5 protein-coding genes are annotated in these 15,125 nt (G+C 53.5%); 3 read left to right on the forward strand and 2 right to left on the reverse strand.

Features of this window, described 5'->3' with window-relative positions; translation table 11 throughout:
- Window positions 1-88 precede the first annotated feature (88 nt).
- Together B6S09_RS14750 and B6S09_RS14755 are read left to right on the forward strand one after the other, a co-directional pair.
- Window positions 89-1,459, forward strand: coding sequence for a sigma-54 dependent transcriptional regulator (locus B6S09_RS14750; RefSeq protein WP_094279260.1), 1,371 nt, complete (start codon window positions 89-91; stop codon window positions 1,457-1,459).
- Window positions 1,460-2,162: 703 nt separating this feature from the next.
- Entirely contained in the window at window positions 2,163-4,484 is a 2,322-nt protein-coding gene (locus B6S09_RS14755; protein WP_094279261.1) for an Ig-like domain-containing protein, read from the forward strand.
- A gap of 59 nt (window positions 4,485-4,543) precedes the next feature.
- Here B6S09_RS14755 and B6S09_RS14760 read toward each other — a convergent pair whose 3' ends face one another.
- Window positions 4,544-7,336 (reverse strand): hypothetical protein, encoded by a 2,793-nt coding sequence (locus B6S09_RS14760; protein ID WP_134113994.1) that lies wholly within the window; start codon window positions 7,334-7,336, stop codon window positions 4,544-4,546.
- Between the two features lie 725 nt (window positions 7,337-8,061).
- On the opposite strand from B6S09_RS14760, the gene B6S09_RS14765 reads away from it, so the two are divergent.
- Entirely contained in the window at window positions 8,062-10,902 is a 2,841-nt protein-coding gene (locus B6S09_RS14765) for an Ig-like domain-containing protein (RefSeq protein WP_094279263.1), read from the forward strand.
- A 43-nt stretch (window positions 10,903-10,945) separates the two neighbouring features.
- Here B6S09_RS14765 and B6S09_RS14770 read toward each other — a convergent pair whose 3' ends face one another.
- Window positions 10,946-14,950 carry a prealbumin-like fold domain-containing protein gene (locus tag B6S09_RS14770; RefSeq protein WP_094279264.1) on the reverse strand — a complete coding sequence of 1,335 codons (4,005 nt, stop codon included), beginning with the start codon at window positions 14,948-14,950 and terminating at the stop codon, window positions 10,946-10,948.
- Window positions 14,951-15,125 lie beyond the last annotated feature (175 nt).

Genomic DNA, 15,125 nt, shown 5'->3' on the forward strand with positions numbered 1-15,125 from the left:
AACTATAGATGCCGGGGGCCGGGCTTACCGAAGAGTTCCATCTCTGTACTAGACTAAAGACATTCGCTCCAGGAAGGTCGAATCAGTAATGTCTCAGCTGGCTACTAATAAACATATATCTCAGGAAACATCCAGAAAGGTGCTTTATGTACACCTTGCTCCGGGTGATAACATTGCTACTTGCCTTAAAGACTGGCAGGTAGTGCAGGCAAACTCTGTTAACGAGGCTCAGCTTGCTCTCGACAGTAACCGTTTTCAGGTGGCTCTGGCGCATATTGGCAAGCTGAATGACAAACAGCGGGGAGATTTGGAACGTCTGGTGGAGAATGCGCCGCCGCTGAACTGGATTGCCCTGATAGAGCCGGAATATCTGAATAACGACATAACCAACGAACTGATTTACGATTATTTCTTTGATTACTACACCTTGCCGCTGAAAGACAAGGCTCCCTACCTGTGCGCTACCCTTGGCCATGCCTGGGGACTGGGCCGGCTCAGGGAACAGGAAGACGATCTGCGGCGCTACCGGGAAGAGTGCCAGATGGTAGGTGCCAGCCCGGCTATCCGGCTGGTATTCAGCCAGATCCGTAAAGTGGCGGGAGTAGACGCCACCGTATTGATTACCGGCAGCAGCGGCACCGGTAAGGAGCTGATCGCCCGGGCCATTCACCAGCGCTCTCAACGCTGCAAAGGACCCTTTGTGGCACTTAACTGCGGTGCCTTGCCGGAAAACCTGATCCAGGCCGAGTTGTTCGGTCATGAAAAAGGCGCTTTTACCGGTGCTCACTGCCGCAAGATTGGTCGCATTGAGGCGGCCGGTGGCGGCACTCTGTTTCTTGATGAAATCGGTGATCTGCCGTTGTCACTGCAGGTGAATCTGCTGCGTTTTTTGCAGGAAGAGACCATAGAGCGGTTGGGAGGCAATGAAACCCTGTATATTGATGCCCGGGTGATTGCTGCGACTCACAGAAACCTGGAAGCTGAAATACGGGAAGGAGTGTTCCGGGAAGATCTTTATTATCGGTTGAATGTGCTCAGCATAGAAGTACCGGATCTCAAGGAGCGGGAAGGCGACATTGAGCTGCTGGCCAACTTCTTTTTTCGTAAATTTACCGAAGGGCGGCATCACAGAGTGCGGGGCTTCAGCCGTCGGGCCATTGCCGCCATGAACTGCCATGACTGGCCCGGTAACGTGCGGGAAATGATCAACCGGGTACGCAAAGCCATTGTAATGAGTGAAAACCGGCTGATTACCGCTGCGGATCTGGGACTGGGCGGCACCCAGGATCAAGTCGTTCCTACTCTGGAAGAAGCCCGTAACCTGGCCGAGCGTCAGGCCATCCGGCGAAGCCTGAAAAAAACCGGTAACAATGTATCGCTGGCGGCAAAATTATTGGGGGTGTCCCGGGTAACGCTGTACCGGCTGATGGAAAAGCACCAGCTGGCCAACGTCAGGTAAATACCGGCTCTCTGTTTCCTGAAGTTAACACTTTTGAACAAAAAGAAATATTGAAGAAGGGCAACAGTCTGATAAGCAAAAAGTTATTTGGCATGGTGCAAAACTTGCTTCTTAAAAAACTGAACATATTCAGGCCGGAAGCATTGCACTATGAAACATGCAAGAGCGAAGAGAAAATCAGAAAACAGCGAAAGTAAAAAGCTGAGCCATTTATGGTTTCGTTCTGGTCCTGACTTTTACTGCCGTTTTTATCTCCGCCGTGCTTGCTGTCGCTATGTTACCCTGTGGGATGAGGTCGGGTTACCTGTTAATAGGTGCCGAACGAAAACGTAGTCGACAGAAACTGACCGTAGAAATTGCCATCAATAAAATCGATTAACTTAAGTGGTTAAAAATTAATCGGTTATTTTATTTAAGGGATAAGAGTGACTTAACATTTCATGATCATATTCATCAGACTCCTTTTGCTTTGAATTTATTCAATATGGGTGTTTTCATATCAATAAGGAATAAAAAACAACCAACACCCAATGCTATAGTTCCCGCCGTTCGGTTGTGACAGTACCATTTGAGTTTCACTTGTGTGACAGCCCATCATCGCCAGAGTTCTATTTTCATTCTTCTGGCCAAAAATTCGTAATTAAGATTTGAATGGCTCCTTTATTGGGGCAGGCATTCTTTTAATTTTTTTCGGGAGAACTCAATGCGCCTTCCAGGGTCTGCTATTGCCTGTTATCTGGCGGCTGGTGCCTTTGCCACTGTGCTGACCATATCGTTTGTCGCCCATGCCGGGCAGGAACACCCCGCTCATTCTGCTGCCGTGCCGGCCAGTGCCGACGCGCAACAGGCAAAAGAACAGACCCTTGCCCTGTTGGAGCAATCCCGGCACTGGCAGGCTGCCGTCAGTGGCGCCGACAAAGCCCGTGCCCAGAAAAAACTGGCCGTGCTTGCTCAAAGCCGGACGCAGTCACTGGCGGAGCTGGCGCAAACCAATCCGCAGGCGGTGCTGGAGCTGGCCATCAGCGAACAGCTGCGCAGCCGCATGCCTGCCGAGGTGCAGGTTATGCTGGAACAGCGGTTTGAGACAGAAGGTGCGCTGGAGTCTATCTATGAAGACTACCCCAACCATGATCACCGGCTTCGTCACTTTATTGATACACCGGCGGGAGAAAAATGGGAGCTGGTGCTGGCAGGCCAGGTCCCCGCGCCGGATTCCCGGATCCGGGTTGCCGGCTGGCGACTGGCCGGTGAGCAGCCGTTGCTGCTGGCAAGTGAAGACGACGTCACTATTCTGGCTCAGGGAGGAGACGATTCCGGGGTGGTCAGTATGGGGGCAGCAACCAACACCGGCACTGCCAAACTGGGTGAACAACGCACTCTGGTCATGTTGGTCAATTTTGAAGATAAGGTAGAAGAGCCTTATACCCTGGAAGAAGCCAGAGACATGGTTTTTAACCAGGTGAATGGTTTTTACCAGGAAAACTCTTTTGGCCAGACCTGGCTGAGCGGTGATGTGGTGGGTTGGTATACCCTGCCGCTGTCGAGTACGGTCTGTGATGGCACCATTGATGAACATGCCGAGCAGGCTGCTGCAGAGAACGGGGTGGACATCTCAGGCTATGACCGTTTTATTTACGTATTTCCTAAAAATGCCTGTGGATTTTCCGGGTCGGGTACCCTCAGCCGATCACCTTCCCAGACCTGGATTAATGAGAGTCTGACTCTGATGACCACGGCTCATGAGCTGGGGCACAATTTTGGCCTGCGTCATGCCCATTCACTGTTGTGTCAGGACAAGGTCACCATTACGGGTGGCACGGGAGCGACCGGTTCTGTTCCCTGGTCCAATTGTGAAAGCCGGACCTATGGAGACGGCCTGGACGTGATGGGCTGGTCACCTTCCGGCCATTTCAGTGCCATGCAAAAACGCTGGCTGGGCTGGCTGGATGAGTCCCAGGTGCTGACCGTTGAGCAGAGCGGGGACTACCAGCTTGAGCCCTATGCGGCCCAAGATAAGGGCATTAAGGCGCTGAAAGTACTGAAAGCTGTTGATGAGCAGGGGCGCAAGAGCTGGTATTACATTGAGTATCGTCACCCCACCGGTTACGACGGCTATCTGACGACGTCTGAAAACCCGATGTTTATAGAAAATACCACCAATGGTCTGACCGTCAGGGCGGTGTATGAGGGGGCCGGTATGGAAGGCTCTTTCCTGCTGGATATGACGCCGGAAACGACTCATCAGGTAGCGCTGGATCCCTTGCTGGCACCGGGACGGATATTTGATGATCCGGATGGTCTGCTGAGCATTATTCCCCAGTGGCTGGATGAGCAGGGCGCGACCGTACATATTGAACTCAATGACAGTGTTTGCATGGCGACCGGTCCATCGTTAAGCCTTGGCAGCGTTACTCAGACCATCAAGGGTGACGCCACTGCGCAGTTTGAGCTGACCCTGACCAACAACAGCTCCTGTGCCACCAGTCAGTATGCGCTGAGTGCTCAACTACCCGAGGGGTGGGTGAGTGAATGGTCAGCCGGCAGTGTCAGCCTGACGCCGGGTGATACTGTGATTGTAGGGGTGACACTGTTGCCGCCGGGGGCGGTGGCGGAAGGAGAATATGACATGGTGTTTGCCGCCGATGATAGCCGTCTGGGAGCCCAGGTTCAGGCCTCGGTGATCGTGAACAATACCGTCGGTAATCAGGCACCGGTGGCGGAAGCCGATCTGGTCACCATGGAAACCGACGGCAGCATTACTTTTTATCCTCTCGGTAATGACTGGGATCCCGATGGCGATGCCCTCACTTTGGTAGCGGTGGAGCAGGGTTCCAAGGGGCAGGTACTCAATAACGGAAACGGCTCGGTGACCTATGTGCCAGCAAAGTCCTTCAAGGGCAGTGACAGCTTTGGATACACCATCAGTGATGGCCGGCTGAATGCCCAGGCCAGAGTCAGTCTGGAATTGCAGACCGCCTCCGGTGGCGGCGGTAACAAGGGGGGTGGCAAGGGCCCCAACAAGTAATAAAAAAACGCGGTGGCTAGAGCCACCGCGTTTTTTCCTTGTGGGTTAATGGTTGCTGTTTACGGCAGTGTTACGGATACGATTTCACAACCGTGAGTCTTGCTGTCGTAGTACTGGTTGCCGTTATAGGTGGCCAGGTAAGAGACTGAGGTGGTTGTACCTCGTTCACCCGCATTATCACCTATGGTGGCAGTCTGGCTCAGTACTGCCAGCAGGCCGGCAGTGAGATTTTCGGTCTCTGTAGCCGCAGGATCACCAGAGCAACTGCCATTGGCAAAGATCTTGAAGGTAACCTCATTACCACCACTAGTTACGCTTAATCCACTACCATCACCACCAACGACAGCGGTATCCTCAATTTTCACCTGAGTGTAGATGGTGGGAGTGCGTTTTTTGATGGTCAGTACCTCGCAGGCAGGCTCGGTAGCATCCACAGCCACATAATAGCTATCGCCGCCGTAGCTGGCGGTATACGACAACTTCCTGTTGCTGCCTACTATACCGACCAGGTAACTGGTGGTATCGAAGCTGGACGATTCGGCCTTACCGTCTCCACTATCGCCTCCGTCTGCGGTCATGGTGACATCTTCAGCTGCGCCATTGGCGGTGGTGCAGGTACCGTCTGAATAGAGCTGGAAGGTCACTGTGCCGGCCGGATTAAAGGGCGCGTCGCCGGTCAGCACGGCCTGGTCGTGAATGCTGATACCTACCAGTTGTTCCGTATCCTGAATGTCGGTGGCATGATCACCGTCTGCGTGGATATGGGTTACCAGTTTGGGCACGTACTTCTCAATCACGATGTTTTCACATGCAGCAGAAGCTCCGGTGTAGGCATTGGTTGATGGCGTATAGGTCGCCTTGAAGGAGATGACCCGGTTGTTGCTGCCCATCGGGATCAGACCGGCAGTGTCGAAGGTCAGGGACTCTGCGGCACTGTCATCGTCATTCACGGCAGTAACGTTCACGGTGTTGGTGGTTGCACTGCCGTCACCGTCTGAATCGCCCGGATCCAGAGTCAGCAGCTCGCCGGTACAGCCTTCCTGGCCATAGAGACGGAACACGATATCCCCGGCCGGAGTAATGCTCTTGTCACCGGTCACAAAGGCCTTGTCGTGGATCAGGGTGCCAACTTTCTGGGCTCCGGCCCAGGGGAAGGTTAACGGATTGGGCACAGGGTTGTCCTGAATATCCGTACCGCTGTGATTACCGCCCACGCTGGTACCTTCATGGATCTCGGTGACCACGGTCGGTGTCAGCTGGAATGCGGTGATTTCTTCACAGTGCGGACCGGCATCGGGGAAGTCACCGTCGGAGGTAAAATTCACCCAATAAGCATAGGCGGTGCCGGGCTCCAGAGTATCATCATTCGGTGACTGTACTCTGAGCTGGCCAACACGTGATGCGTTGCCGTTAAGGTCATCCACATCCGAGCCGTCAGTGATCAGGGTGCCGTTGTCGGTGTCCTCGGTATGCGTGGCTACCGCTGTAAAGTCATCAATCGACATATCCGGAACGCCATCCACCAGGTTGTTGTAGTCAGCAACCAGATCTTCACAGGTGGCTTCAAACAGCTCGAACTTGACTTCACCGCTCGGCAGCAGATCGCCCGGAGCGGTAAAGATCAGGTAGGCTGCGTCGTGCACGTCGCCAGGGGCTACTTCCGTACTCTGAATATCCACATAGGTGTCAGCTGCTTCGGCATCGTGGATCTCGGTGCTCAGGCTGGTGTTACAGAGCGGGAACTTGCCGACCACAAAGTCCTTGAGCGTCGCAGAGACGGATTCGGAGGAGCGGGTTTCGAGCAGGAAGGAAGTAAAGCAACGCTGTTCGCCCAGCGCCTTGGTGACGTTAACCGCACCTTCGTTAAAGCCAGTGGCGGGAACGGGTCCATTAAGTACGCCACCTTTGGGCAGATAGTCCCAGGGCACAGTGATGGGGCCAATCTGGTATCCGATGGGAATGCCGGCGTCCTGACCCTTGCCGAAGTCGATGGCTTCGTTACTGATACCACAGCCCAGCTTGCCACCCAGGCCATCACATTTGGCGGCAACATCATCGTACAGCAGCAGCAACGGGCTGGAAGGATCCAGATCGGGTCGCCATTCGTAGATGATAATCTCGGGATCACTGCCGCTAGATTGGGGGAAGTTGAATATCAGCAGCAAGTCACCGATGACATGTTCACCCACGAACTGGGGATTATCGGTATCGGCACCGGTAACGCCCACATCGCCCTGAAAGAACCAGGCTCCGAGGGTGGCATCGCCCTGCACGGCGTAACGATCGGCACCTACGGTGAAGATCAAATCACCGGCTTCGTGCAGCGGGCCGTCCGATGACGGGTCGCTACAGGGGACTACTGCCTTGGTGTCGGCATCCCAGCAGTGATTGGGATCGACGCTGGGATTGGTCACCTCATAAGCAGCGGCATAACCATTAGTAATATCGTTTTTGTCCGGCTGACCACCGCTGTTGGTAATTTCCCAGTCACCGACAAACTGTTCGTCTTTTGAACTCCCCTTGGTGAATTTAAGATCGATAAAGCTGTCGTCTCCCAGGAAATCGTAGTCCTGTACAATACCGGTAAAGGCCTGGGAGGTACCGCAGTCACCGGCGTTGCTGCTGGGGATGCGGCCGCACTCGTCAAACAACAGGCTCCAGTCATCCCCGCCCAGATGAACCATGGGGATTTGTGAGCCGTTTACCGGGGGCTCGTCACCGACGACGACATTGTCGGTGACATCGCCGTCAAACTCGAATATTTCAGGTGGGTCGCCATCCACCGCCATGGCTGAACCAGCCAATAGGGCCGCCACTAGAGGCAGACATCGTCTAAATTGTCTCGTCTTCATGACTGCAACTCCTTTCCTTTGTTTCTCACCAAACATCGAACCCTGTGCTCTATGCTGCACAGGGCCTGTTTCTCCGACATAAGGAAGGGCATATATTGAGCCAATATTTCAACATGTTGATTATTAAAGCTTTATCATATTGAAAGAGTGGTAGTTGAATCCGAGGTGTTTCAATATTGATACGGGGTTTATGTCATTACCTGATTAAGTTATTCATATTTAAATTAAACTAACTGTTTGAAGAGTGTGTCAATACTGAAATTGCAACACAGTGCTTTGTGATGAATTTATCAATAAAGGGCCATATGATACTTAAAATAAAACATGTAAAACTGATTCGTATGAATACAGGCATGACAAAACCTGACCAGTATTGGATATACAGGCATCATAAAAACGCAAGTGATTAAAAAATGACCACTTGTTTTATTCTATTCAAATGAATGACTTAACATTTTATGATCATATTCATCAGACTCCTTTTGCTTTTAATTTAGACGAATTGTACGTTTTTATATCATTGTGGAATAAAAATTAACCACTTTAGAGTGTTATAGTGCCCGCCGTTCGGTTGTGACAGCACCATTTGAGTTTTGTACTTAGTGTGTCACCACCCGTCATTGCCAGAGTCCTGTTTTTATTCATCTGGCCAAAAATCGTAATTAAGATTTGAATGGCTCCTTTATTGGGGCAGGCATTCTTTTCACTTTTTTCGGGAGAAACCAATGCGCCTTCCAGGGTCTGCTATTGCCTTTTTGTTAGCAACAGGTGGTATTGCCGCCCCCATATTCAGTGCTTCGGCATTAGCCAGCGCAGAAAGTGGGCCACAGGAGCAAGCCAGAAACTCTGCAGTGGCAGCAGCACTGCAGCGGCAACAAGCGCTGTTAAGCCTGAGGGGAAAAGGCCTGCCGAAGGAGCTGATGAGGGAAGCGCGCCAGCGCCGGAAATCCTTGCTGGCGCTGGCCAGCCAGGCACCGGACAAGGTGTTCCCGTTGTTGCTGCCTGCCAGGGAAGTGAGCGCCATGCCGGCTGAGGTTCAGGCTGAGCTGGAGCAACCTCTGGAGCTGGAGGGCCGGCTTGAGCTGAGCTATTCCGACTTTGAAGATGGCAGACATCAGCTGAACGTGGCACTGGTTGAAGAAAACGGTCGCCGTACCCGGCTGCATACTGACAGCCTGCCCGCCGGTCTGGCCAATGGCCAGCGTATTCGGGCAGTGGGCGCCTGGCTGGCAGGAACGGAACAATACAGTGACAGCCTCTTTGTTCCCGATGCGGAGCAGAATGTACTGGTGCTGGCGGCGGATGGCGGTACCGACGGTGGCAGCAATGGCGGCACCGCCCTGTCGGGTAATTACGCGATTGGCGAGCAGAAAACACTGGTGATGTTGGTGAATTTTTCCAATGACACCTCTGCCCCCTGGACGGTAGAAGAAGCCCGTAATGTAGTGTTCGGTGAAACCAATGATTTTATGCAGGAAAATTCCGATGGTCGGACGTGGCTCTCTGGTGATGTAACTGGCTGGTATACCCTGCCACTGACCAATGACAGCTGCAATAATGGCGATATCATTACTGCTGCCCGTCAACAGGCTGAATTTGATGGGGTAGATCTGAGTGGCTACAACCGTTTTATCTACGCCTTTCCCTATACCAGTTCCTGTCGTTTTTCCGGCGTGGCCGGGGTTGGCGGTGAGACTACCTCCATGTTGATTAACGGTGCCATGCGGGCGCACACGATCAGCCATGAGTTGGGGCATAATCTGGGACTGCATCATTCTCACGCGCTGGAATGTGGTACCGATACTCTGGGTACCAATTGTACCAGCGATGAATATGGTGATGGAGTAGACATGATGGGGGGGATGCAGGGGCATTTTAATGCCTTTCAGAAAACCCGTCTGAGCTGGCTGGACAGTGATCAGGTGGCTGAAGTGACCGAAAGCGGTACCTTTACCCTCAGTGGTTATGCTGCAACTACTACAGCTGGACTCAAGGCCCTGAAAATTCCCAATGGTTCGGATCCGGTGACTGGTCAGCCACGTTTTTACTGGGTGGAATACCGCCAGCCGGTCGGGGTTGACGCTGTATTTGCCGGCAACGCCAACGTGAGCAATGGTGTGGTGATTCATCAAGCGGTGGATGGCGATGGCGACAGCAGTCACCTGCTCGATATGACGCCCTCCAGTCAGTCATCAAATTATGCCGATACCCGGGATCCGGCGCTCGAGGCGGGGCTGCAGTTTATTGATGTAAAAGGTGATATCAGCATTTCTACTGACTGGGTACAGAATGGTCAGGCGCAGGTCACCGTTACCCGGGGTGACTATGTGCCGGTGGAAACCTGTGAACACACCGCCCCGACCCTGAGCGTGACTCCGGGTCAGAGTGAAAGTGTCAGTGCCGGTACCCAGGTGACTTACAAAATCACCGTGACCAACAATGACACCCAGGCCTGTGACATGACCGGCTTCAGCTTTGGTGCCGCAGTGCCTGCAGGCTGGAATTACAGTCTGTCTTCTCTGGGAGCCAACCTGCTGCCCGGTCAAAGTGGCAATGCCGAACTGAAGGTAATTTCTTCCGCTGATGCCGGTAACGGCAGCTACGATATACAGGTAACGGCTTCCGGCCGCTATGGCAATGACATTCAGACGGTTATCTATCAGCTTGGGGCCGGCAGTAGTATTAACAATCTGCCGATAGCACAGGATGACCGGGCGACGACCGGCCAGGATGAGGCCGTGGTGATTTCCGTACTGGCTAACGACAGCGATCCCGATGGCGATACGCTTACTGTTAGCGCCCTCTCGGGTGTAAACGGTCAAGCGATGATCAATGCTAATGGCACTGTTACCTTTACGCCTGCAACGGGGTTTAGCGGTACCGAAACCTTCAGCTACAACGTAACTGACGGTAGGGGGGGCAGCGCCAGCGCCAGTGTCATGGTGGATGTGGCCAGGGCGGCATCGGTTAATACCGCACCCGTGGCCAGCAACGACATCGCCAGCACCGAGCAGGACAAGGCGGTAACCATATCGGTACTGGCCAATGACAGCGATCCGGATGGAGATACTCTGACAGTCACTGGTACCAGTGGCGTGAACGGTACAGCGGTGATCAATCAGAATGGCAGCATTAACTTTACCCCGGCGGCCGGGTTCAGCGGTACCGAAACCTTCAGTTACAGTGTGTCCGATGGTAAAGGGGGCAGTGCCAGTGCCAGTGTGACCGTGCAGGTGAGCAAGGTTGTCAGCAGCAACGCAGCACCGGTTGCCAATGATGACAGCGCCAGCACCGATGGCAGCAGCATTACCATTGCTGTGCTGGCCAATGACAGGGATCCAGATGGAGATACATTACGCATTGCCTCGGTCACTCAGGGCAGCAAGGGTACCGTGCGGATTAATGCTGATGGTACTCTGACCTACACCCCGGCGCGTAACTTCAAGCACAGCGACAGCTTCAGTTATACCATTATCGACGGTAGGGTCACGGCCAGAGCCATGGTTAGTATCAGTAGTAGTGACACCGGTGGTGGCAAGGGCAACGGAAAAGGGCCAAACAAGTAAATAAAAAACGGCGGGCATCTGCCCGCCGTTTTGCTGATTGCCGTTACTGGCATTCGTTATTGTTATAGCTGTCAAGGATACCGGCCAGTTTCCGGGCCAGATCCTGCAGCTCTTTGTAGTGCTTGCGACTCAGGTTGAGATCAGAGCCTTTTCTGCCGGAAGGCAGGTAGCTGCCCTGACCGTTAAAGTCAATGTCCATCAGCAGGTAAGCAGCCTCGCCGGCCGCACTATCGGCCTTAGCACAATAGTAGGCTCCTGCGTTCTGGTTCAGCAGATAGGCTGTGTACTGAGCAGCCAGGCTGTAAGCCGCATCGTTGGCTCGTTTGTCGCTGTCCCTGACTTCATCCAGAATGCCCACATGACGTTTGTCGAGCAGATCCACCGCAATGGCGCACTGACCGTCAGGAGCTTCACCGAGGACGCTGTCACCGATACTGAAGCCTTGGTACAGGGTGATCGGCAGGTTCATGTCCATGACCGGATCCTGATTGCCACGACCATCGCAGGATGTCCAGTTTTTCCAGTAGCCGATGGTTCTGGCATCTCCACCAGGAGGCGGTACATCATCGATATAGAAGCGGGTGGTCTGACCCGGCTCCAGTGTGAAGGCAATGCATTCCACACTGTTGTCCAGTTCAGGATCTCCGCCGCCCGGTACAAACCAGTTTTGCGGATCCAGCGGTGTACCGAATTCATCGACTTGTACGTTCTGCCAGCCGGGGTCCATGTTGGTTTCACAGAAGGCGTACTGAACCAGAGCTCCGTTGTAGACTGGGAACTTGGCCATGCCATCAACTGTCATGCAGTAAGGGCCTTCAGCAGTACAGGCGAAGTCAACAGCTTCTCCCGCCCCCAGTGGACCGGCTGCGGTTGCTGCAGCAATAGCCTGACCGGTACCGTCACCCAGACGAATTTCAAAGGTGAAACTGTCTCCATCGTCGAGTGGGTTACCGGATAGGGTCTTAACCACATCCACCATACCGCGCTGTACATTGGTAAAGGTACAGCGGACTACTTCACCGGCATCCAGCTCAATGGGGACAGGGTTTTGCACGCCGTTGACCAAGCTGTCTGTGCCATTTTCCCCGTTCGATACACATCTGGTTTGGGTAAGATCCCAGCCATCGGGCACGATTTCACTTACCTTGTAGTTACCGGGCACCAACCAGCCTGAATCATTCTTTTCTCCGTGTTTCAGGAAGAAATCTTCAGTATCGTAACTGGACTTGAACACAAAGCTCTGTCCGGTATCACTGGGGTTGGCTATCTTGTCGACGATGATTCTGCCGCGTTTCCTGTTCACAAAGGTACAGGTCACGGTTTCGCCATCGTCCACGCTGATGTTGGCGCTTGGCGTATTGCCATCCCAGTTCACACCATTCCAGTCGGTGGTGTTGCCATCCACTTCGTTGGGATCGTCACACTGCAGGTCAACCAGGTCGAATCCGTCGGCACTGTTGAAGGGGAACAATTCTTCCACCTTATACAGACCGGCTGCTACGCCCGGGAATACTCTGCTTACCGGAACATTTTCGGTTTCGGTCATCAGATTGAAGCCACCCAATGTGAAGTCATAGGCAAATTGACCAGTGCCTCCCTTGGTGATCTTGCGAATGATGATCTCGCCCGGTGCAGCCTCCTTGGTATTGACGAAGGTACATACGACCTTTTCACCCGGTTCCACCACAATTTCCGCAGTACGGAGCAAGGTGCCGGACTGGCCGCTGTTGAGCAGGCCGTCTTCCACACAAGTGACCTCCTTAAAGGAGAAGTTGCTGAGACTGGGATCGGCTTCTGACACCAGATAGGGCTCGATACCCGGGGTAACGTAAACATAGCCGCTGGGGCTGTTTACCGGGGTATCAAAGGCCGTAGTGGAAATGGCAAAGTTACCCAGATCGCCACTGAAGTCAAAGGTGCCGTCAGGATCCAGCCAGGCATCGCCTTGTACTACCTTGCGGATCAGCACGCGGGCATCCTTGGTGTTTTCAAAGGTACAGGTAAAGTAGCCACTGTTATTGACGCCGTTGTAGTCGTCCGGCAGATCAACGGTAAAGCTACAGATCTTGTCACCGTTGTCATTGCGCGGATCAGTCACGCCGGTCAGCTGCCAGTTGTCCTTCAGAGCTTCTTTTACCTCATAGTTGCCTTCGCCCAGCATAGCGGTGAAGTTAAGTTCACCATTGCCGCCAGTGGCCAGGGGGCCTTCGATTTTTTCGCCGTTTTTCCACAGGGTGAATTCCCAACCGCTTTCATTGCCGGCAGGGAAGGTGACTTTCTTCACTTTTGCCTTGGGCTCGATTGGATCGTTAACAAAGCTCACTTCACCTTCACAGTCAGGCAGGTTGATGCTGACCGGTTGCGGGTTGGTGGCAGTGGTAAAGCCGGTGGTGGCCAGTTCCAGTACATTGTAGCTGCCCGGAGCCAGGCCGGAAATGGAGGTTGAACCGGAGCTGGAACCATTCAGTTCTATGCTGGCGCTCTTTATCACATCATCGCCGGATTTGACTTCAAAGTTGAAGGTGGCGGATTCGCCGCCCTGCAAGATGTCATCAGACAGGGATTTTTTAATGGTCAGTTCTACTATGGCGCCGGACGTGATTTTGGTCTTGGCGAAGGCCTTGCGGACTATCTGATTTTCACCTTCGCCCGAGGTCAGTACCGCCTTATCCTTCAGTATACCGTCCGTCACTATCGCCGGTCCGTCTATGTATACCGTCTTGTCAAAGTACACTTCGCCGCTGTTGCTGAGCACACCGGAATTCCAGACCACTTTGGTGGCCTTGTCGCCGGGTGTGTAGCCATCAAAGGCGCCAACGGTCACGGGATCGACCGAGAAGCTCAGTGCACTATTGGTGTCGGAGATAGTCTCGGTATCTGTGATGGTGGCTGTATCGTTGAAGGTATTGCCGGGTTCGATTTCCGCTGATGCGGTAGCGGTGTCGTCTTCGGTGGGGATAGTCACATCGTTAAAGATGGGATCCTTGTATTCGGCCACCGCTTTGTCGTTGAGGTCGGTGACATGGGAAGGCGCGTCGAATTCATGTACCAGTACCGGCACCATGCTATTGGCGGGCAGCAGAATAAAGCCGTCGTCGTCGGCTGCGGGCATAATGCTGGTATCGACCATATCCAGTTCGGTGTTGCCGTCGAAGATGGTGTCGGTCACGCGGATCAGCACGTCACGAGACGAGGGGTTGGTTGCTGTGACCACGGTCTGAACGTGCACGCCGCCCGGTGTGGGGGTTTTGGTCCACTCCACCTTGACGGTGACGTCCTGACTGAGCGGAGTTTCCGGGTCGCAGGTATCGCCGAAGTCAAATACCACGGGCTCAATGGATTTCATCACGTTCCAGTCGTTCTCGATGTCCTGCGAGGCGGTCATTTCCTTGCTGATTTCCTGGGGCAGTATGTCTGCCACCGGCAAGGACAAGGTACGCTGACCTATGCTGGACAGATCCTGTTTCAGTAATTGTGACTGTAATGAAGATCCGGAGAAGCCGGCAGACGTGATGGAGAGCCGCTGGGCATAATCCAGTACACAAGTTGTCGCGGAGTCATGTTTGATATCGATATAGCGATAAACAATTTGTTCCACCCCGCCTACTGCACCGCTGGCATATGAAACAGGGCCGACGTCCATAATCTGGCAGCTTGCAGAGGACTTGTCGGTGTTAATTACCGGGACTGTGATGTTGTCCCAGCCAATGAGTCCGCTGCTGAGTTCATTATCTCCCGAGACCACAACGCGGTAGATCTGGTTGGGATCGTTTTTTTGTTTGGTCAGGATCAGCCGGTGGGGGACCAGATCAAGCTCGGCCCATAGTTTCCCCAGGTTACCCGTGGTGTAAGCTCCGTCCTCACAAATGGGGGCGATCAGTGGATCGCCGGATGGAATGATATCACCGGCCTCTTGCCGACAGCCCGATAAGGTAAATTGTAACCCTTCCGGATCATCGACAGCCTGAGCCGGCCAGGCTGCTGCTATCAACAAAAACAGAGACAGCCACCAGGGCGTCGTTTTTGTTTTGGTTATAAAACGGTGCATGTCCAACCTCCTTGTGGTGTGGTCATGAACATTGATCAGACAGACACGGTTGCACTTCCCATGAGCGTGCAACCGGTGACTGAGCTTGTGTAAGGACCACTACCAGCATGGCCGGACAGTGGTCAGCCTTAACTCACCCGTACAAGCAGGCATATATCGGGCCAAAAGATTAACC

Origin of the sequence: Oceanimonas baumannii (genome assembly GCF_002245495.1) — a bacterium.
Classification (GTDB): Bacteria; Pseudomonadota; Gammaproteobacteria; order Enterobacterales; family Aeromonadaceae; genus Oceanimonas; species Oceanimonas baumannii.

What these genes read in the sequence shown, in the direction of transcription:
- B6S09_RS14750 (WP_094279260.1), top strand. Translation starts at nt 89, where the DNA reads ATGTCTCAGCTGGCTACTAATAAACATATATCTCAGGAAACATCCAGA.
- B6S09_RS14755 (WP_094279261.1), top strand. Translation starts at nt 2,163, where the DNA reads ATGCGCCTTCCAGGGTCTGCTATTGCCTGTTATCTGGCGGCTGGTGCC.
- B6S09_RS14760 (WP_134113994.1), bottom strand. Translation starts at nt 7,336, where the DNA reads ATGAAGACGAGACAATTTAGACGATGTCTGCCTCTAGTGGCGGCCCTA.
- B6S09_RS14765 (WP_094279263.1), top strand. Translation starts at nt 8,062, where the DNA reads ATGCGCCTTCCAGGGTCTGCTATTGCCTTTTTGTTAGCAACAGGTGGT.
- B6S09_RS14770 (WP_094279264.1), bottom strand. Translation starts at nt 14,950, where the DNA reads ATGCACCGTTTTATAACCAAAACAAAAACGACGCCCTGGTGGCTGTCT.